The organism is Sulfitobacter aestuariivivens, assembly GCF_014763045.1.
In the GTDB taxonomy this organism is placed as follows: Bacteria; Pseudomonadota; Alphaproteobacteria; order Rhodobacterales; family Rhodobacteraceae; genus Sulfitobacter; species Sulfitobacter aestuariivivens.
Genome location: NZ_JACTAG010000006.1, coordinates 35,042 through 56,475, shown reverse-complemented (window position 1 = coordinate 56,475; position 21,434 = coordinate 35,042). Strand labels below are relative to the sequence as shown.

19 protein-coding genes and 2 pseudogenes are annotated in these 21,434 nt (G+C 58.2%); 10 read left to right on the top strand and 11 right to left on the bottom strand.

Annotated elements, in window-relative coordinates; genetic code table 11:
* Window positions 1-126 precede the first annotated feature (126 nt).
* From H9Q16_RS20960 to dctP, 5 genes and pseudogenes are all read right to left on the bottom strand, one after another.
* A pseudogene (locus tag H9Q16_RS20960) lies at window positions 127-1,192 on the bottom strand (IS3 family transposase); the annotation flags it as partial.
* Between the two features lie 253 nt (window positions 1,193-1,445).
* Window positions 1,446-2,417 (bottom strand): alpha/beta hydrolase, encoded by a 972-nt coding sequence (locus tag H9Q16_RS20335; RefSeq protein ID WP_216859535.1) that lies wholly within the window; start codon window positions 2,415-2,417, stop codon window positions 1,446-1,448.
* Window positions 2,414-3,703 carry a TRAP transporter large permease gene (locus H9Q16_RS20330; protein WP_191077314.1) on the bottom strand — a complete coding sequence of 430 codons (1,290 nt, stop codon included), beginning with the start codon at window positions 3,701-3,703 and terminating at the stop codon, window positions 2,414-2,416. The genes H9Q16_RS20335 and H9Q16_RS20330 overlap by 4 nt, the downstream gene beginning before the upstream one ends.
* Entirely contained in the window at window positions 3,700-4,176 is a 477-nt protein-coding gene (locus tag H9Q16_RS20325) for a TRAP transporter small permease (protein WP_191077313.1), read from the bottom strand. Before H9Q16_RS20325 ends, H9Q16_RS20330 begins: the two co-directional genes overlap by 4 nt.
* A 6-nt stretch (window positions 4,177-4,182) precedes the next feature.
* A complete protein-coding gene (dctP, locus tag H9Q16_RS20320; RefSeq protein WP_191077312.1) occupies window positions 4,183-5,160 on the bottom strand; it encodes a TRAP transporter substrate-binding protein DctP in 978 nt (325 codons plus the stop codon).
* Window positions 5,161-5,263: 103 nt separating this feature from the next.
* Here dctP and H9Q16_RS20315 point away from each other — a divergent pair, with 103 nt between their 5' ends.
* Window positions 5,264-5,782 (top strand): MarR family winged helix-turn-helix transcriptional regulator, encoded by a 519-nt coding sequence (locus H9Q16_RS20315; RefSeq protein WP_191077311.1) that lies wholly within the window; start codon window positions 5,264-5,266, stop codon window positions 5,780-5,782.
* A gap of 365 nt (window positions 5,783-6,147) precedes the next feature.
* Window positions 6,148-7,314, top strand: coding sequence for a M20 aminoacylase family protein (locus H9Q16_RS20310; RefSeq protein WP_191077310.1), 1,167 nt, complete (start codon window positions 6,148-6,150; stop codon window positions 7,312-7,314).
* Between the two features lie 366 nt (window positions 7,315-7,680).
* Here H9Q16_RS20310 and H9Q16_RS20305 read toward each other — a convergent pair whose 3' ends face one another.
* Both H9Q16_RS20305 and H9Q16_RS20300 read right to left on the bottom strand, forming a co-directional pair.
* Complete coding sequence (locus tag H9Q16_RS20305; RefSeq protein WP_191077309.1) at window positions 7,681-9,054, bottom strand: sensor histidine kinase N-terminal domain-containing protein; 1,374 nt, start codon at window positions 9,052-9,054, stop codon at window positions 7,681-7,683.
* The gene (locus H9Q16_RS20300; protein ID WP_343067902.1) at window positions 9,051-9,752 is read right to left on the bottom strand and encodes a response regulator transcription factor; all 702 of its coding nucleotides are present in this window, start codon (window positions 9,750-9,752) and stop codon (window positions 9,051-9,053) included. The genes H9Q16_RS20305 and H9Q16_RS20300 overlap by 4 nt, the downstream gene beginning before the upstream one ends.
* 100 nt (window positions 9,753-9,852) lie before the next feature.
* Between H9Q16_RS20300 and H9Q16_RS20295 the strand changes: the two genes are divergently transcribed.
* From H9Q16_RS20295 to H9Q16_RS20275, 5 genes are all read left to right on the top strand, one after another.
* Window positions 9,853-10,959: a tricarboxylate transporter gene (locus H9Q16_RS20295; protein ID WP_191077307.1), complete on the top strand. Its 1,107-nt coding sequence runs from the start codon at window positions 9,853-9,855 to the stop codon at window positions 10,957-10,959.
* Between the two features lie 64 nt (window positions 10,960-11,023).
* Entirely contained in the window at window positions 11,024-13,051 is a 2,028-nt protein-coding gene (locus tag H9Q16_RS20290; RefSeq protein WP_191077306.1) for a tripartite tricarboxylate transporter permease, read from the top strand.
* Complete coding sequence (locus H9Q16_RS20285) at window positions 13,048-14,139, top strand: 4-oxalomesaconate tautomerase (protein ID WP_191077305.1); 1,092 nt, start codon at window positions 13,048-13,050, stop codon at window positions 14,137-14,139. The genes H9Q16_RS20290 and H9Q16_RS20285 overlap by 4 nt, the downstream gene beginning before the upstream one ends.
* 47 nt (window positions 14,140-14,186) lie before the next feature.
* The gene (locus H9Q16_RS20280) at window positions 14,187-14,426 is read left to right on the top strand and encodes a hypothetical protein (RefSeq protein ID WP_191077304.1); all 240 of its coding nucleotides are present in this window, start codon (window positions 14,187-14,189) and stop codon (window positions 14,424-14,426) included.
* A complete protein-coding gene (locus H9Q16_RS20275; protein ID WP_191077303.1) occupies window positions 14,423-15,415 on the top strand; it encodes a D-2-hydroxyacid dehydrogenase family protein in 993 nt (330 codons plus the stop codon). Before H9Q16_RS20280 ends, H9Q16_RS20275 begins: the two co-directional genes overlap by 4 nt.
* On the opposite strand, the gene H9Q16_RS20270 is transcribed toward H9Q16_RS20275, so the two are convergent.
* From H9Q16_RS20270 to H9Q16_RS20260, 3 genes are read right to left on the bottom strand one after another with little or no spacing between them, the layout of a single operon-like run.
* Window positions 15,386-16,060: a transporter substrate-binding domain-containing protein gene (locus H9Q16_RS20270; protein ID WP_191077302.1), complete on the bottom strand. Its 675-nt coding sequence runs from the start codon at window positions 16,058-16,060 to the stop codon at window positions 15,386-15,388. The genes H9Q16_RS20275 and H9Q16_RS20270 overlap by 30 nt on opposite strands.
* On the bottom strand, window positions 16,057-17,085 hold the full coding sequence (locus tag H9Q16_RS20265; RefSeq protein ID WP_191077301.1) for an AbrB family transcriptional regulator: 1,029 nt from the start codon (window positions 17,083-17,085) through the stop codon (window positions 16,057-16,059). Before H9Q16_RS20265 ends, H9Q16_RS20270 begins: the two co-directional genes overlap by 4 nt.
* A complete protein-coding gene (locus tag H9Q16_RS20260; protein ID WP_343067901.1) occupies window positions 17,082-17,732 on the bottom strand; it encodes a GntR family transcriptional regulator in 651 nt (216 codons plus the stop codon). The genes H9Q16_RS20265 and H9Q16_RS20260 overlap by 4 nt, the downstream gene beginning before the upstream one ends.
* Window positions 17,733-17,792: 60 nt before the next feature.
* Here H9Q16_RS20260 and tcuA point away from each other — a divergent pair, with 60 nt between their 5' ends.
* From tcuA to H9Q16_RS20245, 3 genes and pseudogenes are all read left to right on the top strand, one after another.
* Window positions 17,793-19,259: an FAD-dependent tricarballylate dehydrogenase TcuA gene (gene tcuA / locus H9Q16_RS20255; protein ID WP_191077300.1), complete on the top strand. Its 1,467-nt coding sequence runs from the start codon at window positions 17,793-17,795 to the stop codon at window positions 19,257-19,259.
* A 165-nt stretch (window positions 19,260-19,424) separates the two neighbouring features.
* Window positions 19,425-20,357, top strand: a pseudogene (locus H9Q16_RS20250) (IS5 family transposase).
* A 67-nt stretch (window positions 20,358-20,424) separates the two neighbouring features.
* Window positions 20,425-20,742: a DDE-type integrase/transposase/recombinase gene (locus tag H9Q16_RS20245; RefSeq protein ID WP_191077299.1), complete on the top strand. Its 318-nt coding sequence runs from the start codon at window positions 20,425-20,427 to the stop codon at window positions 20,740-20,742.
* Window positions 20,743-21,046: 304 nt separating this feature from the next.
* Here H9Q16_RS20245 and H9Q16_RS20240 read toward each other — a convergent pair whose 3' ends face one another.
* The gene (locus H9Q16_RS20240) at window positions 21,047-21,427 is read right to left on the bottom strand and encodes a DUF1304 domain-containing protein (protein ID WP_191077298.1); all 381 of its coding nucleotides are present in this window, start codon (window positions 21,425-21,427) and stop codon (window positions 21,047-21,049) included.
* Window positions 21,428-21,434 lie beyond the last annotated feature (7 nt).

Below are 21,434 nucleotides of genomic sequence, written 5' to 3'. Positions count from 1 at the left end.
CGCTCAACAACCTGCGCTACAGCGTCCTGCTTAAACTCATCCGTAAACCGTATTCCCTTGTTCATATCCGTCTCTCCTTGGTCCCAAAATTACCAAGCAAAGCGTCTACAAATCTAGGGGCACCTCAAAGCTCTCCATCGCAGCATTGTCCCAGACCTGCTCATTGAACAGGTGATGCCGTGATCGGCCATCAGTCGCTGGAACGGCTCACTGGTATATTGGCTGCCCTGATCGGAATGGTGCAGCAACTCGTCGGGCCGTCCTCTGCGCCAGATTGCCATGATCAAGGCGTCCGTGACCATCTGAGCCGTCATCTGTTCGCTCATTGACCAGCCGACGACACGCCGCGAGAACAGATTGATAACGGCCGCAACGTAAAGCCACCCTTCCGCTGTCCAGATGTAGGTGAAGTCCGCCACCCATTTCTGGTTCGGACCATCCGCTTCAAACTCTCGTTCAAGCACGTTGGCAGCTATGATCGACCTCGTGCCCTCGTCTTTCGGCGGCTTTCGACGCTTGGGACGGGCTTTAAAGGCTGCTTGTCGCATCAATCGCTCAACGCAATGCAAGCCGCAGGAATAACCTTGTTCGAGAAGATCATGCCAGACACGTCGGTCACCATAGGTTCGGTCCGATCGCAGAAAGCTTGCACGGATCGCCGCTAACAGCTCTTCGTCACGGATCGGCCTGTCGCTGCTCGGGCGCGTCAGCCAGGCATGGAAGCCGCTTCGTGACACACCGAGCGCGTCACACATCCAACTCACCATTGCCCGGCAGGCGATTTGGCAAAGCCAAATCTGCCGAGAGGGGGCCAAATCCCTCGGTGCTTCATCTCTTTCGGCAGATTTGCGATGCAAATCGCCTGCCGGGCAATGCACAAACCCAAACATCACAGCTGGTCCTTGGCGAAGTAGGCGGCGAAGTGGGCGGCCGCCTTTTTTAAGATATCGCGCTCCGCCTTCAGCTTGGACACCTCGCGTCGCAAATTCCGAAGCTCTTCCTTTTATGGAGTTAGCTTGCCGTGACCGGGGAACGCAGCAGACCCATCTCTCTCAGATGCCCGCACCCACCGGCGCAGCACAGTCGTGTGTATTCCAAGATCCCTTCAAGCCTGCGCCGTGATGACGCCACGCTTCATTATCAACTCCACCGCTTCCTGCTTGAACTCGCGGCTGAACATCCTTCTCGTCATATAGATTCCCCAGTTTTATAAACACTTTACCTCGGTGTCCACGAAACCGGCAGCAGGCCATCGAACCTCAGACAAGATTGCCTCCTTCTCGGTACTAGGCTTTAGCAAGCGTGCGGAACGGGCCAACGCTGCTGTACAATCAACATGTCGATGCTGCATTGCGGTTTCACAGAAGTGGGCATTGATCTGGGGGTGCGCCAAAATACTTGATCCACCCAATTACATGCGCATCTCCGTTTCTTGGGCGCGTTCGCTACATCCAAAACTGATCTTCTAAAAACGCGTTTGCCGTGCGGAAAACCTGTGGGCCAAGGCGTTCAGCGCTGGCAAAATGCGCGCCGTTGGCTAGCTCAACATAGCGTTTCACTGGCGCTGCAAGCACGTCGAACAGAGCGAGCGCATCCGACCGGGTTGACGTTGTGTCCGCACCGCCTCGGATCAACAGGGTCGGGCAGGTGATACGGGACGGATCAAACAGCGGTCGTCCATTGAATGCCTCCCACAAATCCAGGAGCGTGCCATTCGGAGCCAGAAAGGCCGGGGGGTCACGAAGCGCAGCCTGTGGGTCATCGCCGAGGCTGGATTGAACAAGGGCTTGGAACACTGACTCGTTACGCCAGTTCTTTCCGGGGGGAATTTCCGCGTCCCAACGCGCGCGGGTCGACGTTTCGCACACAGGCCGGGCGCCTTTGAAGGCTGGGTTGAATTGGTTGGGATCGGACGGATCAGAAAGGAAGGACAGCCAGCCTTGATTTGTTGCCCCAAAGATCGGGGCATAGAGCACCAGCGCCGCGATCTTGGATTTCAGTGCGCCAGATGAAAACATGGCGGCAGTGATCGAGCCCCATGAGCCACCGACCAAACCGATCTTGTCGCGGTTGTGACGCACACACAGCCAATTGACGGCGTCAGCGATGTCTTTGATCGCATCTGTCGCGCGGGCATATGGTTTTGCTTTATCAACAAGTCCCGGAACACCAGATTTGCCATATCCGCGAATGTCGAGGGCATAGGCTGCATACCCCGCCATAGTCGTGGCTTTGAGCCAGCTGGCCCCCGGATGGGGCACATCATAAAGGCGGCTGGCATATGTTGCCCCATGCACAAACAAGACGGGCGGACGGCTCGGTTCATCAGCGTGCGCCCGCACATGCAAACGCAGCTTAGACTCATCCGACGAGGGGATGTAATGCGAGGTTGCGGTGTCATGCTGTTGCCAGGTCAATGCAAAAGACCGGGGATCAGTGTGACGATGCCTGGCACGGCCCATAGAACAGCCATCCCTGTGATGAATATGCCGACGATAGGCCAGGCCGCGCTAAACACATCTGCGGTTGTCAGCCGGTCATTGGCTCCCTTCAACGCAAAGAGCGTATAGCCGAATGGCGGTGTCAGACTGCCGACTGTCAGATTGACCATGAACAACGTCCAGAACCAGATCGGATCAAAACCCATCGCCGCGACAATGGGTTGGTAGATCGGGATTGCCAGCAGCATAAAGGCGATCTGGTCGATGAACATGCACAGCACAAACGGGATCATCATCATCATCAGAAATGTCATGTCCGGTCCAAGGCCCAGATCGGAGACCAGTGCGACCAGACCGCGCGTGGCTCCGGCAAACGACAAAAGCTGACTGAACAGTTTGGCCGAGGCAACGATGATCAGGATCACCACAGAGATCGTCAAGGCAGAGGTCACGGTTTCGCGCAACATCTGCATATCCAGACGCCCGAACAGCCCCGCGACGATGAGTGCGCCGACCACCCCTGTCGCCGCCGATTCCGATGGTGTGGCAATTCCCAGGATGATGAGGCCCATCACAGCAAAGATCACCAGCAGGAAGGGCAGCATATCCAACACGGCACGTAGGGCCGAGCCTTCGGGTTGTGGCTGCTCAGGCATGGCGCTGCCGCGTTCTGTGATAAACACATAAGCCAGCGTGAGACTTGCAAACAGCAGCCCCGGCAACAGCCCCGCCACCAACAGCCCCGCGATCGAGACATCCGCAAGCGAACCCACAATAATCGCAAGAAGGCTGGGCGGGATGATGGGCGCAAGGCTGGCCCCTGCCAGAATGGTGCCTGCGGACCGCCGTGTGTCATAGCCGCGGTCCTGCATCAGTGGCATCACCGACCGGCCCAGCATGGCCGCCACTGCCACGGCTGATCCAGACAGCGCACCGAACACGGTAGAAAGCGCGATCGTGATCACATAAAGCCGCCCTCTGAGCCGTCCGATCAACCGGTCGACGCTGCGAAACAGGATATCGACTGTACCCGATCGGAACAGAACCTCGCCCATCAGCACGAATAGGGCAACGGTGACCAGGGTGGGCGATGTCGCGGTCTCAAAGATCGAATTGGTGAACAACCCAAAGCCGCGCGGCCCAATCAGGACCATGACACCCACAAGGTTCAGCACCAGAAATCCGACGAAAATCTTGACGCCCGAAAACAGCAGGACCAGTAGCAGCCCGATTGCCAGACACAAAAAGGCAAGCCAACTCATCCGCGCCGCCCGATCATATGGCGCAAGAAATGTAGCGCCGCGCTGGCCAGACCCAAGGCTATGAACGCAGTGATCCACCACCGCGGGATTGGGTTGGCGGCGTTGGTCATCAGGCCCTTTTCGAATTGGCGCAGGCTTTCGCCCGCGACGATCCACGCGGCCAATCCAGTCGCCAGTGCCGCCACCAGCGCATTGATCCGGGCGAGAATTCGGCGCGCGTTTTCTGGTAGAGACTCCGGCACGATGTCGATGGCCACATGCGCCGAGCGGCGCGTCACATCGGGCAGTGCGCAAAAGATCAGGATGGCCAGCGAATATTGAACCGCCTCTCCGGACCAAGTGGTGGGCATATCAAATAAATATCGCGCGATCACCTCAAACGCATAAAGCGCGACGGCCAGCAACAGCGCCGCCCCCGCCAGCCGAAACAGCCAGCGGGAGCTTTCGTCATGCCATTGACCCAATACCGTCATTCTGGATTAGTCCGACAGACCCGCTTCGCGCGCAAGCGTGCGCAGCCCGGCGACCGTGTCGGGATCCCCTTTTTCCGCAATGGACCAGACACCGCCTGACCACAGCTCTTCAAACTGTTCGGCTTCTGCATCCGAGAAGGCAGTCATTTTCATGCCAAGCTCCAACAGGTCTTCTTTCTCCTGCGCGGCCAAACTATCAAAACGGGCGATACTGTCGGTTTCCAACCGCAAGGCGGCCCGTTCTATACCGGCCTGTTCTTCGGCTGAGAGCGCGTTCCAGGCATCAAGATTCATGAAGATCATCAACCCGACCTGCCCAAACACGGGATCGGCCATGTAATTGGCCACCTCATACCATTTGAAATCCCTGGCACCTGTCAGGCCCCAGGCTGCGCCATCCACGACGCCTGTTTGCAAAGCGGAATACACATCCCCTCCGCCCATAACGACGCCAGAACCGCCCAATGCTTCGATCATCGGATGATAAGACACCGTGCCCCGGATCTTACGACCTTCGAAACCCGGCTCGCCCGTGATCGGCTCCTTCAGGAAATAACGAAATCCCTTCGATCCCGTGGCAGGGGCGGTGATCAGCTTCATGCCCAGCGTTTGATAGTGCGCATCGATGTAGTTGATGATCCCTCCCTCGCGCCGTTTGCTCGGATCGGCAGCAATGGCGTCAATAGCGAGGCCCACAGGCGTGGTGCCCGCGTGATAGGCAGGGTGCGTGAAAAGCGCGTCGAACACGCCAGCCTGCACCGGTTCAAGCTGCTCCAACGGTGGTACGGCGTCAGGTCCGGTGAGAGCAAAGCTGACCTCACCGCCGGTTTCTTCTTCGACAAGTGCCATGAATGGTTTCACAATTTCTTCGGTGAACACAAAACCTTCGGGAAACGCGCCAATCATGCGCAGGTCATCCGCAGATGCTGTCCATGCCGACAAGCCAAGCGCAGCAGCGCCCGCCAAAGCGGTTATCTTTTTCATATTGTCCTCCCTTATGTGGCAATCAATTGCCTGACTGCATAAAGTACCAAATGGAACCTTTTGTAAAGTTCCATTTTGAACTAATCTCCCGTAAGAGGGGTGCATGACCCACCAAGACAAGAGCTTAGCCGCCACAGAGGACATGGCCGATACATTCGGGGCTTTGTCGCTTGTGATGCTTGACGACACTGACCTGCGCCATGCGTGGCGCATCAACTTTCTCGCTAACTTCTTTACAGGACCCGTTTATCGCCATCTGGGCGAAAAGTTCGGGATTACACGGCCAGAATTCGTCATTCTCTATTGCCTGGAACACATGCCTGGGCTGGTCGCTCAGGATATCTGCCGCGTGACGGGTCAGCCCAAAAACTCGATCAGCCGCGCGGTGTCAGACCTTTTAGAAAAGGGATATGTCAGGCGCGGCACTGACCCAGAAGACAAGCGCGCAAAACCGTTGACCCTGACAGAAGTGGGTTGGTCAATCCTGGAGCATGTGAGCCCCATCGTCAAAGCCCGTCAGGACGCAATGCGCGCCGCGCTCACCGATGAGGAATTGGCGCAGTTCGACTGCCTGTTGAGGAAAATGGTCTTTGCGATGCCAGACTGGGTTACACCAGAATAGTGTTCGTGGACACGGGCCTAAGCCGTCTCTCGACCTTCTCCGGTCGCAGTCCACATTGCCGCCATTCGCTGCAAAGGCAGCAGCTCAAGCACATTGAGCTTACAGCGTGCGGACAAATCTTCTTTAGCCACTGCACTGCCAACGGCCACTTCGTCGCGATGATCAGCCGGTTGGTTCAGCACAACTCTTTGCCTAACCTTAATGGTTGTCATGTTTGGGCAAAGAGATGAGGCTCAGGCTGCAGTTGTTCAATTTTGTGTGGCGGTCGCCGTCGATCTTCATATCATCATGCGCAAATCCCATAGTTGCGTAGTATAGGACAGGTCTTCATAGTCCAGGACAGCTAACCTGGAGAGGAAGCGTTTATGCCTGCCCGCAACCGATTTGCCGAACTCCTTGCCGAGATCAAGGAATGGCGGCATGACATTCACGCCCACCCAGAACTGCGCTTTAAGGAACACCGCACCGCACAAAAAGTAACCGACTTGCTCCTTAGTTTTGGGTGCGATGAAGTTGTTACCGGGTTTGGCCAGACTGGAGTTGTGGGCGTCATACATGGGCAAGCGAAGGGCTCCGGCAAGGTGATCGGGTTTCGCGCGGATATGGACGCGTTACCCATCCCGGAAGCAACCGGACTGCCGCACGCATCAACCCATCCCGGCATTATGCATGCCTGCGGACATGACGGACATACAGCAATGCTATTGGGGGCGGCAAAGTATCTAGCTGAAACACGCAATTTCGACGGCTCTGTGGTGCTGATCTTTCAGCCTGCCGAAGAAGGCAGCGGCGGCGCGCGGGCAATGCTTGACGACGGGCTGATTTCGCAATGGGGCATTCAGGAGTTCTATGGCATGCACAACTGGCCGGGCATCCCCGCAGGTCAGTTTGCAGTGCGTGACGGACCACAGATGGCTGCCACCGCATTCTTTGAACTTACCATCAAAGGACAAGGCGGACACGCAGCGATGCCGCACAAAGCCGTAGATACGACTGTCGCTGCTGCCCACGTCATTACGGCGCTGCAAACGATCGCGGCGCGCAATGTTGACCCTTTGAAAACTGTGGTCGTCTCGACTTGCGGCCTGCGCAGCGACAGCAATACCTACAATGTCATCCCGGATGAAATAACATTACTCGGAACCGTGCGCTACTTTGACCCTAACGTGCATGATCTGGTCCAAAAACGTCTTCGCGACATTTCGACACTGACGGCGCAAGCCCACGGCGCCGAGGCGCATTTGAACTATACACCTCGCGTGCCGCCCACGATTAACGACCCGGAAGCTGCAAGCCGGGCGGCAGAGGTTGCAAGGACGGTGGCCGGAGATGTCATCCGCGATTTCGACCCCGTAATGCCAGGAGAAGATTTTGCAGAAATGCTGGCGGAGCGCCCTGGCGCCTATCTCTTCATTGGCAATGGCGACAGCGCGGACTTGCATAACCCGTCCTACGAGTTCAACGACGAACTGATCCCGTTCGGATGTAGCTGGTACGCTGAAATGGCGGAGCAGCGCATGCCGTTGAAATAAGCTCATGTAGGTATGTACAGACTCTCGGGGCACTTCCTGTAACTACCCGACTTGATGTGGAGGAAGTTTTCACAACGATTAGCTGTCTTGCAGGTTCGGGCATCGCCATTGAAATCTTCCGTTGGCTACTCACAGAGCCGAATTCCTGAAAAGCTCTTCGATAGACCGACTAACGTGAACCTCGGAGCCCGTTTTGTGTTATTGCCAATGGTGCCGACCCAAATTCGATCCAGGAGACAGAGATATGCGGTGCAACCGACAGGAACGTCTGGTACCGGATACCTTTCCGCGTGCCGTTAGTGTCAGGTGATACGATCGGCTCTGTTTGGATGGGCTGATCTGCCTTCACTCGGAACACGCCTGACTTCAATTCAAATTGCCAACCGGCAGCGTTATTCGGACCAAAGTCCCTTTCCGGGGTGTTCCAACTTCTAGCGAACCGCCATGATTTTCGGCGACTTTTGTTGCAATCGGCAGGCCCAGCCCGCTACCACCTGCATTTCCCGCCTGGCCAAAGCGGCTTTTGGCCTGATCATGTTTATGCACCGGAATGCCAACGCCGTCGTCTTCCACGGTGATGACTGCATTTTCGGGGCATGCCTCTATGGACAGCGTTATATGTCGGAGTTGCTTGCCGCCGTGGAGGAGCGCGTTGGTCAGAAGGTTCAACACGGCTTCCCTTAGCATAACACGATCTGCGAAAACCATGACCCGAGCGTCCGGCCGCGCAAATGAAAGTTCGACCGCGCGGTCTTTGGCGCGATGCGAAACGCTGTCAATGACATCCGCGCCTAATGCACAGATATCGAGCTGCTCGCCTGTGGATGAAACGTCGGCGCCCCGCGCCCGTTCGAACGACAAGAGTTGATTGGCCAATTGACTGGTTTCCCGCGCGGCTTGCAGCAATTCGCTGCTGCGGCGCTTTGCGGCGTCCTCGTTTGGTGCCGATTGCACGGCTTCGGCCAACGCCAGAACCCCTGCGATCGGATTGCGCAGCTGATGCGCCGCGTTGGAAATGAATGCGTCCTTGCTACTGATACGGCGCGATACTTGATCAAAGAGCCGGTTGAGTGTTTGCACCAGTCCTTTTGTTTCAAGCGGAACCGAACGGCGGATCGGCTCCAGATCGGTCGAAGACCGGCGCGCGATGGCCTGTTCAAGCTCCATCAAGGGCCGCAGCCCCAATCGGATCCCGAACCAGACGATCAACGCGACGCAGGCGACCAAAAAAGCAATGACGGCGAAGGATCGCGAGACCACTTCACGCACGAAACTGCGCCGCACATCGGCACTTTGCCAAACGGTGATATTAAACGTGCCGGAGACATTGTCGACTGTCGTGACGTCCTGGAAGCGCAGCACGCGCACGTCTTCCTGTTGGTAGACGGCATCGTAGTAGAGTGGCTCAGCCGTATGCGGTTTTCCCAAATCCGGTGGCACCGGCGGTGTGGAATATCCTGTTACAAATACACCATCCGGTGCGAAGACATGGTAGAAAAGCTCTCCACCGGATGTGTCGTTGACAAGGCTACGGGTCTCTGGCGACAGCGCGTCACCACCGGAAATGGCCACGTCTCTCGATATGGCAAGTGCGGCGGATAGCAAACCTCTGTCAAATATGTACTCGGCGCGGGCTGCTGTTGTCCTGAATTGCCAGGCGCCCGCAACAAGTGAGACAGCGAGAAGCGGTAAAAGAATGATGAGGATCAGTCGGCTTCGAAGGGATTGTGGGGGTGTCACGATTGCTTTTCCGTGATCTTGTAACCTAATCCCCTGCGTGTAACGATCTGGATGCCGTGCGCGCTCAGCTTGCTCCGTAATCGCGAAACATAGACCTCCATAACCTTTTCATCGATATCCGCGCCGGTGCCGTACACATGGTCCAGAAGTGCGGATTTTGACACCAGCCGGCCTTCCGCTTCCAACAGGCATTCGAAGACCGACATCTCCCGACGGGGCAGATCGATTTCCGTCTTGTTGGCAAAAAGCTGACGGGTCGCGGGGTCATAGTTCAGTGCGCCGATCTTCCGAAATTGCTGCTGGGGGACATCGCGCCTGCGCAAGAGGGCCCGAATGCGGGCTTCGAGCTCGGCCATCTCGAACGGTTTTATCAGATAGTCGTCTGCACCGGCGTCCAGACCGATCACCCGGTCCTGTGTTTCGGCCCGTGCCGTCAACAATATGACGGGACGGGCATCTCCGCGCCGACGCAGATCTTTGAGCAGGGTTAGCCCGTCCACTCCCGGCAGGTTGATATCCAGAATAATCAAATCGGCTGTATCCGACTTCAGGAACTGCTCAGCGTCATTGCCGTCCGTCAGCACGTCCACCGCATGACCGGAATCTTCAAGCCGGTAGCTGATGCCTTTGGCAAGGCTGCTGTTGTCTTCGACCAACACGATCCGCATCGAAGAATTTTCCTGACATGCAAGTCTCATGCAAGGTTCGCAGGTCATAACCAGTATCGCAACAGGGGGAGGACACCCCCGTGTCATTCGTTTTCCCCGCAATAACGCGGGGTAGCTCTGGGAGGAACTTATGTCTATCTTCAAAACCACGCGTCGCGTGGCTGTAGGCCTTGTGGCCGCTGCCGCTGCTACATTTGCAATCAAAGCTGAGGCGGCCGGCCACGGCATTGATCTGGAAGGCAAAACCGTCGAATGGATCATTCCGTTCTCGGAAACCGGCGGTTCAGCCAAATGGGCCAATTTTTACGCGCCATTGCTGTCCGAGGCCCTGCCGGGTCAGCCCACGGTTGTCGTAAAGTTCATGCCGGGTGCGGGCTCGACCAAGGGTGCCAACTTCTTTCAAGAGCAGCAGTACAACGACGGCACATTGATCTTCGGATCTTCCGGTTCCACGCAGTTTCCGTTCCTGCTGGGCGACCCCCGCGTGCGATACAACTATAGTGACTGGAACGTGGTTTTGGCCTCCGGCACCGGGGGCGTGGCCTACCTGACGCCTGAACTGGCAGCAAAGATGGATGGGATGAATGCCGCCCCGCTTCAGGGCGAGGACTTCATCTACGGCAACCAGGGCGCCACGCGTCTGGACCTTGTCCCGACACTGGCGTGGGAAATGCTTGGCCTGAACGTCGAGAGCGTCATGGGCATCAAGGGTCGCGGTGACGGCCGCCTGATGTTTGAGCGCGGAGAAGCGAACATCGACTACCAGACTTCGTCGTCTTATCTCTCCGGCGTGACACCGCTGGTCGAAGCAGGCACCGCTGTGCCGATGATGACTTGGGGTGCGTTGGATGACGCGGGCAACATCGTGCGCGATCCCACATTCCCCGACATCCCGACTTTCAAGGAAGTCTGCGAAGCGACAGAAGGGTGTGAGACATCCGGCGAAAAGTGGGATGCTTGGAAAGCCTTCTTCATCGCGGGCTTCCCGGCACAAAAGATGGTGTTCCTGCCAGCAGGTGCTTCCAACGACGCGATCGTGACCTACACCAAGGCCTTCGAAGACGTCAAAGCCCGCGCGGACTTTGCAGAAATCTCCGGCAAGCGACTGGGCAAATACCCCCAGATGACCGGTGACGCCGCGAAGACGGCGATGGAGAGTGCCACGAACGTTTCAGCGGAAGCCAAGGACTTTATCGTCAACTGGCTGCAGGAAAAGTACGGCGTTTCGCTGAACTAAACCTTGCTTTCCGAGCGCCTCGCCTTCGACTGGCGGGGCGTTTGATCAAGCAAGGGGGAAGACCATGGAAACTCTCATGGAAGCGTTGCCGGCACTGGGCGATGCATGGACGTTGATCTTGCAACCGATGGTGCTTGGCTACTTGGTTCTAGGCGTCGTGATGGGCCTGTGCATTGGCGTATTCCCCGGGTTGGGCGGCATTGCTGGCCTGTCGCTGCTGCTGCCTTTCATGTTCGGTATGGACCCGATCCTTGGGCTGGCACTGATGGTGGGCATGGTCGCAGTCGTGCCGACGTCTGACACTTTTGCCTCGGTGCTTATGGGCATCCCCGGCTCTTCGGCGTCGCAGGCCACAGTGCTGGACGGCTTTCCCATGGCCAAAAAGGGGATGGCGGCGCGGGCGCTGTCGGCCGCATTCGCATCATCCCTGTTTGGTGGGCTGGTGGGGGCCGCATTCCTGACTGTTTTCATCCTGATTGCCCGTCCCATTGTGTTGGAATTCCGCACGCCTGAGCTTTTGATGATCACCATATTCGGGCTTTCGATGGTGGGCATCCTGGCAGGCCGGGTAGCCATCAAGGGGATCGTGGCGGCAGGTCTGGGCATGTTGATCGGCACCATCGGCGAGGGCGCATCTTCGGGCGATTTGCGCATGTCCTCCTACGATTACCCCTACCTGACCGACGGTCTGAAACTGGTGATCGTGGGCTTGGGCATCTTCGCGATCCCTGAAATCATCTCGCTTTTACGCCAAGACCGCGCAATCAGCCGCGAGACGCAACTGGGCGGCGGCTGGCTTGATGGTGTGCGCGACTGGTTTGCCAACATCTGGCTGTCCGTGCGTTGCTCGATCATTGGGGTCGTGGTTGGCGTGATCCCCGGTCTTGGCGGCTCGGTCGTGGACTGGATCGCGTATGGCCACGCAGTGCAGACAACCAAAGATAAGTCCAAGTTCGGCAACGGCGAAGTGCGTGGCGTGATCGGGCCGGAAAGCTCAAACAATGCCAAAGAAGGTGGCGGGCTGGTGCCAACGCTGCTGTTTGGTATTCCAGGCTCGGGCTCCATGGCGATTTTTGTAGGCGCGATCGCCCTGCTTGGATCAGGCCAGATCGAAGTCGGGCCGGCGATGCTGCAAAACAACCTCGACATTACCTATTCAATCGTCTGGCTGCTGGCGCTGGCAAATGTCGTTGGCACCGTCATTTGCATTGCCGCCTCAGGCGGGATTGCGAAACTTACCACGATCCGCTTTGCGCTCCTCGCGCCCTTTCTCTTCATGATCATCAGCTTTGCCGCCTTCCAGTCCGGCCAGAACCTGATGGACCTTGTGGCGCTCTTTGCCATCGGTCTGCTGGGCATTCTGATGCGCCGGTTTGATTGGTCGCGGCCTGCGTTCCTGATTGGCTTTGTGCTGTCCAGCCCGGCCGAGACCTATGCCAACCAGGCAATTCAAATCGCGCAGTCGCGGTTCCGCAAGAGCATGGGCGAGGGTCTGGAGTACATCTTTTCCCCCATCGTGATCGTCCTGCTGGTCATCACCGTTATCTCAGTGGTGCTGGGGCTGCGGCAGGCCAAGAACATCCTGGCCGAAGGCGATGTCCAATCTGGCTCAAAACGCGCGCCGATCGTCTTTATGTTGGCCGTTACGGCCTACATCGCCTACGCTTTCTACGACGCTGCCTCAATCCCCAGCTACAGCCGGGACCGGGTATTTCCGATGTTCGTTGGGGGTGTTTGCCTATTGGGGTGTGCCGTGTTGATCATCCGAATGATGCTCAAACCGGAAACGGATACTATATTTGCTGACCGGGAACGTCACGGCGACGACGCCGACGCGACGCACAGCCTGTGGTCTACGCTTGCATGGTTTGCGGGGCTTTTGGTCCTGACATCGCTTTTTGGCTTCATTATCGCGCTTGGGGTTTTCCTCTTTGCCTTCATGCGCATGCGGGCAGGGGTCAGGACCGCTTTTGCGGCGATCTACACGGGTGCCGGCATTGCCTTCATGCTGGGCATGGCCTGGCTCCTGAACCGTGACTTCCCGCCGGGCCTTCTGCAGGAATACGTCGATCTGCCATGGCCGCTGACATGACGCAGACCGCCATCCCCTTTCTCTTCATGCGCGGTGGCACATCACGCGGGCCCTACATGAACCGGGCCGATTTGCCAGACGATTTGGACACTCTGGCCGAGGTGCTGATCGCCATCACGGGCTCCGGCCATCCGCTGAACATCGACGGGATCGGCGGCGGGGCGGCGGTCACGACCAAGGTGGCGATGCTTTCGGCGTCCGAGGACGACTGGGCAGATGTTGACTACTTCTTTGCGCAAGTCAGCGTGGAGGACCGACTGGTCGACTTCAAACCGACCTGCGGCAACATCCTGTCAGGGGTCGGGCCCGCGGCGATCGAGATGGGACTGGTGCCCGCGCAAGACGGCCAGACGCCGGTGAATATTCATGCGGTAAACACCGGTGCCCGGGTTGCTGCGATTGTGCAGACGCCCGGTGGCGCGGTGGACTATGAAGGTACCGCGCAGATCGACGGCGTGCCCGGCACCGCCGCGCCCATCGCGCTGCAATTCATGGAGACCGTGGGCGGCGTGACGGGCGCGTTCCTGCCCACAGGCAACCTCAAAGACACTATCGACGGGATCGAAGTCACCTGCATGGACGTGGCCATGCCCATGGTCATCGCCCGCGCCGACAGCTTTGGACTGACGGGCTACGAGAGTGCTGCCGAACTGGACGACAATGCGGCATTCAACAAGCGGATGCAAGCGATCCGCATTGAGGCCGGCAAGCACATGGGAATGGGCGATGTCAGCCAGTCGGTCACACCGAAATTTGGACTGCTGGCCCCGGCTCGTGACGGCGGCACCATCGCCACACGCTATTTCATGCCATGGAAGTGCCACCCCACAATGGCCGTGACCGGCGCGCAGTGCCTTGCCTCTTGCGTTCTCACGCCGGGCTCCGTGGCCGACGGAATGGCCGCACGGCCTAATGAAACGCCCGCAACAATCACGCTGGAACATGCCTCAGGTCAGATCGACGTGGTTGTAGACTACGATCTTGGTGCGTCGGGGTTTGCCGTCAAATCCGCGGGGCTTGTGCGCACCGCGCGCAAATTGGCGGCCGGGTCGGTCTTTGTTCCCGCATCCCTGTGGCGAGGGGATTGACGCCATTCCATTTCGGTATACTATGGTATACAAACAAGGAGGCTGACATGCTTGATCCCATCGAAGAATGCCTTTTGCTGGCCCGCTCGGAACTGGCTGCGGCCAAGCGACTGCTGGATGCCGAGATCCGTTCATACCCAACACCCATCGCGGGTTGCGATGTCCAGTTCAACCACCTGCTGGCCGACCGGCAAAGGGTGCGCGCCGCGATGGTGGCCTTGGGCAGCGACGTCTTCGTACCGACCCCGCGCAGCCCGACACCGCAGGCCGGGGTCGAAAGCCGTTGAAGGTTCATATCCTCGACGACTGGTTTGACACGCTGCGCGGTCTGCCCTGTTTTGAAAAGCTCAGCGCACATGATGTAACCGTCTGGACGGATCATGAACCCGATCCCGCGCAGTTGGCCAAGCGAGTGGAGGCGGCCGAAGCCCTAGTGCTTTTCCGCGAGCGGACGCGCATCGGCGCGCCGATTCTGGAACGTCTGCCAAATCTCAAATTGATCTCCCAGCGCAGCGTCTACCCTCACGTGGATGTCCCGGCCTGCACGGCCAACGGTGTCTTGTTGTGTTCGAACATGCATTCCGACACGCCGTCCTATGCGGCCGCTGAACACACCTTAGCGCTAATCCTTGCCAGCTATCGCCAGATTCCGCAGCAGGTCGCATCGCTGAAAGAGGGCAATTGGCAGGCGGGTGTTGGCCGCACGTTGCGAGGTCGGACGCTGGGCCTTTATGGCAATGGCCGCATCGCGGGCGCTGTGGCGGACTATGCCCGTGCCATCGGGATGAAGGTCCAGTTCTGGGGCTCTGAGGCAGGCCGGGAAAGGGCCGCTGCCGCCGGGCAGACGGTGCCGCCATCGCGCGAAAAATTCTTTGCCTCTTCTGATATCGTAAGCCTGCATGTGCGGCTGAAGCCGGACACACGCGGGATAATTACCGCTGAGGACCTCGCCGCGATGCAGCTGCGGTCCTTGCTGGTCAACACGTCCCGGTCTGGCCTGATCGCACCGGGTGTGCTGGAGGCGGAGATTGCGCGCGGACGCATCCACGCAGCCGTTGATGTCTTTGACCAAGAGCCCTTGGTCGATACGAGTAATCCGCTGCTGACCCATCCCAACGTGATCGCCACGCCCCATATTGGCTATGTCACTGAGGATGAGTTCGACTTGCAGTTCGCGGATATCTTCGATCAGATCAATGCCTATGCGGCAGGCGCGCCGATCCACGTGATTAACCCGGAAGTCTGGTCAGAGATGGGCGGCGACAAACCCGTCTGACACGGCGCGTGCCACAAAGTCGTCGAGCGCGGAGATTCGCGGGTCGTCATTTCTTGGCAGAACCATCGCTTGATGTACCGCAGTCAAGACACCGGACAAGATGCGCACGTCGCGGTCATCCCCGAAGAATCCTTCAAGCGAGGCCCGCACGCCCGCAACAGCGTCGCACCGCCCGGCGCGAAATTCGGCGAAGCTGGCCGGTGGCGTGCCGGAGCGTTCGAGACTGGCGTGTTGCAGCGTCTTGGTCAGATGCATGTCATAGGCCGACCCGGTTGATGTCAGCACCCGAACGCCGGGGCGGTCCACCTGCTCTACATTTTGCAGGGCCGAACTGGCGCGAACGGCAAAGGTTGCCTCGATCGTATGATAGGGCCGCGTAAACGCAACCTTTTCGGCGCGCATCGCATCCACAGCCAAAAAAGCCACATCCCAGACATCCCCATGCGCGTCGGCAAAGACCTTGCCCGCGCCATCGTAGATTACCGGGTGCAGGTCGGCCCCGATCTCTTGCGCAAAACGAAGGGCCAGGGCGGGGCTGACGCCGGACAGGTGGTCGCCCTCCCGCTGCACCAGCGCGCGATTGCCGGTATTGATCGCCGCGCGCAGGATGCCATCGTTGGCCAGACTGTGCAGATCATCGCTCATGTCGCATCTCCTTTATCAAATAGACGCGCGAACAACGGCGCGCCAAGAATAACCACAAAAATGCGCAGCACATGATGTGCCACGACAAAGGCCATGTCTGCCCCCACGATCAAGGCCAGCACGGTTAACTCCGCCTGCCCACCGGGTGCAAAGGCGAGAATGGTCTCTCTCGGGGGTGCCAGATTGGCGAGATGTATCGCTTCTGCAAAAATCACCGTCAGGATGAGCAGCAGGACGCAAAATCCAAGGCCAGCGGTGACATCCCGGCGGACCTCCGCCATGGTCACACCAACGTATTTGCAACCGACGCTCATGCCGATGAAAAACTGTGCGGCCCAGATCGCTTCGGCGGGCGGGCGGTGCTGCAGCACGCCGCTCAAGGCAAGGGCCGCCGCCAGCAGCAAAGGCCCGAGGATCGTCGCCCCGAACATGCCGACGCGCTTGGCGATGCGCCAGCCAGCCAAGCCACAAAAGGCCATCAGGGCAAGCTGGCCCAAGCCCAGCGTCGCAGCGGGCGCGCCCGGCGGATTGGATAGGTCAGCATCCCACACCCAGACCAGCAGGAATGGCAAGACCACCACAATGACCATGACCCGCGTGGCGTGGATCAGGGACAGGGTGCGCGGGTTGCCACCTGCTTCCTCGCCAAAAACCAGCATATCCTGCAGCCCACCTGGCATGGCGGAATAATAGCTGGTCGCAAAGTCAAAACCCCACAGCTTCCGGAAATATACAAGGCCGACCACTCCGATGCAGGCCGTCATCAGCGGGATCATCAATAGTGTCGGCCACATGCCCACCATCGAGGCGAGCAGGGCGGTTGTGAAGGTCGCGCCGACCGCAACACCCAAAACCGTCCTCATCGCTTCATTCACCACCTTGATGCCGTGCATCGGCACGCCTGCCAACGCAGCGGCCAGGCAGGCAATGATCGGTCCCAGCAGCCATGGCAAAGGCAGACCAAGCAGATGAAAAACAAGAACACCTGTTCCCGCCACGACATAGGCCAAAGCGTGAGGCATCATGCCTGCATCACCTTCAGCCTGTGCCTGAGCGACGTTTCCAGATGCACCGCAGCCGCCTCTCCGGCCTTTTGGGGGTCAGCGGCGCGCAATGCCGCGATAATCTCGCGGTGTTGATCGTAGACGACTGTGATCCGCACCTTGTCTGCCAGCGTCGTCGGACCCAGAAGCAGCAGGGCGTTGTTCAGCGCACGCGCGGATTCCAGCAAGAACCTGTTGCGCGTGGCAAGGTAGATCCCGCGATGGAATTGCTGGTTGAGCGCAGCGGCCCTTGCCGCATTGTCGGTTGCTGTTCCGATCTCTTCGTTCAATTCTTCCAGCGCGTCGATCTCGGCGGCGCTGGCGTGTTTGGCGGCCATTTCCGCAGCGGTGCGTTCCAGCACCAGCCGCATCTCATATAGCTCCACCACCTCCGCCTGCGACAACCTGCGGATCACAGCGCCGATCCGAGGGCGATGTTCGACGATCCCGTCGCTTTCCAGCTTGCGCAGCGCTTCGCGCACTGGCGTGCGCGAAAGTGAAAGACTTGCGGCAACCTCGATCTCCCGAAGACGGTCGCCGGGCTGGAATTTACCGTACTGGATCGCGGCCAGAAGCCGCTCGTAGGCGGCTTCCCCCTGAGACATTTCTTGCTGTTCGGATCCTGTCACGGTAAGAGATCCCTAATTGTATCCGCGTGGATACAATATCAGGAGCGTGGGGAATAGCCTATGTCAAAATCCGTCATCGTCGTTGGAACCGGAAACGCCGCCCTGTGCGCTGCCATCGCCGCGCTGGAAAAGGGCGCAAGCGTAACTTTGTTGGAGAAAGCCGACGAGGCTCTGGCAGGCGGAAACACCAAGTACACAGCCGGGGCCATGCGGTTTGCGTATGATGGGGCGGAGGACTTGCTTGCCCTGTTGTGCGACCCGGCAGATCCCCGCATCGCAAAGACCGATTTCGGAAGTTACACGGCCGAGAAATTCGGCGCTGACCTTTTGGGGTTCAACGATGGCCGTCCCTTGTCTTTGGAACAACAGGATCTGATCGCCCAGTCCGGCGAGACGATGCGCTGGTTGGCGTCGCACGATGTGACGTTTGAGCCGATCTACAGCCGACAGAGCTTTAAAAAAGCCGGGCGGCATGTGTTCTGGGGCGGGCTGACGTTGGCCGCGCGGAACGAGGGTGTCGGACTTTTCGAGATGGAACTGGCTGCCGTGCGCCGTCTTGGCGGGACCGTGCGCTACAATTCCGGTGTGACCGGGCTGATCACACAAGGTGACAGCGTGGTCGGCGTGCAGATTGGAAACGAAGAAATCCGTGCGGATGCGGTGATCCTTGCCTCTGGGGGCTTCGAGGCGAACGAGGAGATGCGCGTGCGCCACATGGGCCCCCAGTGGCAAGCCGCCAAGGTGCGAGGCACGCCGCATAACACAGGCGACGGTCTGCGCATGGCGTTGGACATTGGGGCAGCCCCGCATGGGTTCTACGCTGGCGGGCATGCCACGCCGATGGATCTGCACATGGCGGACTTTGGCGGATTGCACTTGCCGCCCGGCGAGCGCAAGAACTATCGCAAGATTTCCTATTTTCTGGGTGTCATGCTGAATGCACAAGGGCGTCGTTTTGTCGATGAAGGCGCGAATTTCCGCAACTACACCTACGCTCAATATGGTGCCGCGATCCTGGAACAACCCGGTCAGTTCGCCTGGCAAGTCTTCGATAGCAAGGTCTTTGACCTTCTTTATGCCGAGTACCGGTTTCACGACGCGCATTTTATCGAAGCGAACACGCTGGAAGAACTGGTCAACCGGATGGATGGAGTGGATGCTGAGGCAGCGATGCAAACGCTGATGGACTACAACAACAGCGTGAACGATGAGATGGAGTTTGACCCGACAACGTTGGATGGTAAGGCCACGCAGGGCATTACCCCGCCGAAAACCAACTGGGCGCAAAAAATTGATCAGGGGCCTTTCCGCGCCTTCCCGGTAACCGGCGGAATCACGTTCACCTATGGTGGCCTCAGGGTCGACGATGCGGGGAACGTGATGGGGGATCAGGACAAACCCATCCCAGGCCTCTTTGCGTGTGGAGAGCTTGTGGGCGGCGTATTCTTTGCCGGCTACCCGGGCGGCTCCGGTCTGACTTCAGGAGCGGTCTTCGGCCGGCGGGCCGGATATGGTGCTGCACGATAGTCAGAGATCACGCTCGATCTGTTCAGATTGGTAAGGGGAGACAGGTACCGTTACTCGCTGAAACCGGCGCGGTCCTAAGTGTAGATATGTACGGACTCCCGGGGCTTTGTTGCACAAATCGGTTGAGGGATTCACTGTGTGAATTCAGCGTGATAGCTGTAGTTCATGAGCAGTTGGGCACCCACGAAATACAAGACCAGGAATTGGTCATCTTACAATGATGCGTTGAGACGGCGAGGGTCGCTGTCGATTTGGTTTGACCCTGGAATGGTCTGGGTTCCGCCACCGAGCGGCAAGCGCGGTCGACGACACAGCTTTAGCGATGCCGCGATCCAAACCTGCCTGACGATCAAGGTGCTGTTTGGCCTGCCGCTCCGACAGACCACAGGCTTTGTGGAAAGCTTGTTGCAGTTGGTCGGGCTGGACTGGGCAGTTCCCGATTTCAGTACACTGTGCCGCCGCCAGAGGACGCTGAACGTGGACTTGCCGTATCGTGGCGGCACCGGCCCGCTGAACCTTTTGGTTGATAGCACAGCCATCAAAGCCGAGGGTGAAGGCGAATGGAACGCCCGCAAGCATGGCGGTCCCAAGCGACGGATCTGGCGCAAGATACACATAGGGATCGATGAGGAAACGTTGGAGGTTCGAGCGGTCGAGGTTTCCACCAGCAACATCGGTGACGCGCCCATGTTGCCTGAGTTGCTGAACCAAATCCCCAACGACCAAGACATCGGATCAGTAACCGGCGATGGGGCCTATGATACGCGCAAATGCCATGACGCGATTGCCGCCCGGAATGCCCGCGCTATCATTCCGCCGCGTAAGAACGCCAAGCCGTGGAAACCCACCAGCGCCGGAGCCATCGCCCGAAACGAAGCGGTCAACGCTACACGATACTTGGGCCGAGCCATTTGGCGACAATGGAGCGGATACCACTGAAGAAGCCGTGTCGAGACCAAGATGCACTGTGTGAAGCTGATGGGGAAAAGCCTTATGGCGAGAGACTTTGATCGGCAGGTTGCAGAGATCCAAATCCGTATCGCAGTCCTTAGCCGCTATACCGCCCTTGGCATTCCCATCACGGAAGCCGTGGGCTAAATCCGTCCGGGGAAAGGGGAAGTCCGATCCTCACAGGTTTTGTGCAACAAAGCCCAGGGAATGGCATTTGGCCGAGACTTACCTGCTGATCAATCGCGAACTACATTACCTTTGGCGAGCCGTTGATCATGAAGGCGAAGTTCTCGCAAGTTTCTTCCCTGAGAGTCTGGATCGCAAAGCAGGGTTGAGTTTCTTCCAGAAATCAATCAAGCGCTGCGGTCGCCCATATACATTGCTGGCCGACAAGCTCCGAACGTGTGCCGCGGCATGGGCGACAAGCAGGAAAATGGCAGCTGGATGTGCAAACGGCCCGAAAACGAGCACCTGCCGTTTCGACGACGAGAACGGGCAATCCAACGAGTCAGCAGCGTGCGAAGCTTACTGAAACTCCTTGTTGTTCATGCATCCGTTCACAACCATTCCAACCTGAAACGCACGCTCTTCCCCCGGACCGAATTCAGGCTAGAACGAACCGCTGTTCTTGCTAAGTGATGCGGTCCCGGCACGGCATAAAGAACAGCTTCATTGCCCTGGCAGGCAATGGTTCGCATCTGTCTGACATCACTAACGAGAAAGCAGACCCTCAATTGACCCCAGTTACCTAAATTTGGTGCGTTGCCCGACGGTAATCTGCCATTCCTATGGGTTGTGATATTTGGTTGGGTTCGCGCTGCGGCGTGTGCATTGGGCTATTTCCCAGACATTCTCGAGTTCACGGCCAGCAAGATCAAGGCCAAGCCCGATGGAACCATCTGAAAAATCCCTGGTCGCAAAGACACGGTCATCGCGGCCGCGACGCCGGCAATGAATACAAATCCAAGAAAGCAAAAGGCAATGCGCCGTTGCCACACAGTGTCCCTGATCAGCAAAGACCAAATCAAACCGATTGCCAAGAATGCGTTGTAGACGCCTTGGTTCGCCGCAAGCTGCCATGTCGGCTCAAACAATTCAGCAGGCAAGGTATCAAAAACGACTGGGCCGCGACTTGTCCACGCAAAGATTTCGAACCAGGCAATGTAGAGGTGCAAGACAGCGGTCAAAGCAACAAGAGCCAAAAACAAGAGGCGCATCACAGGG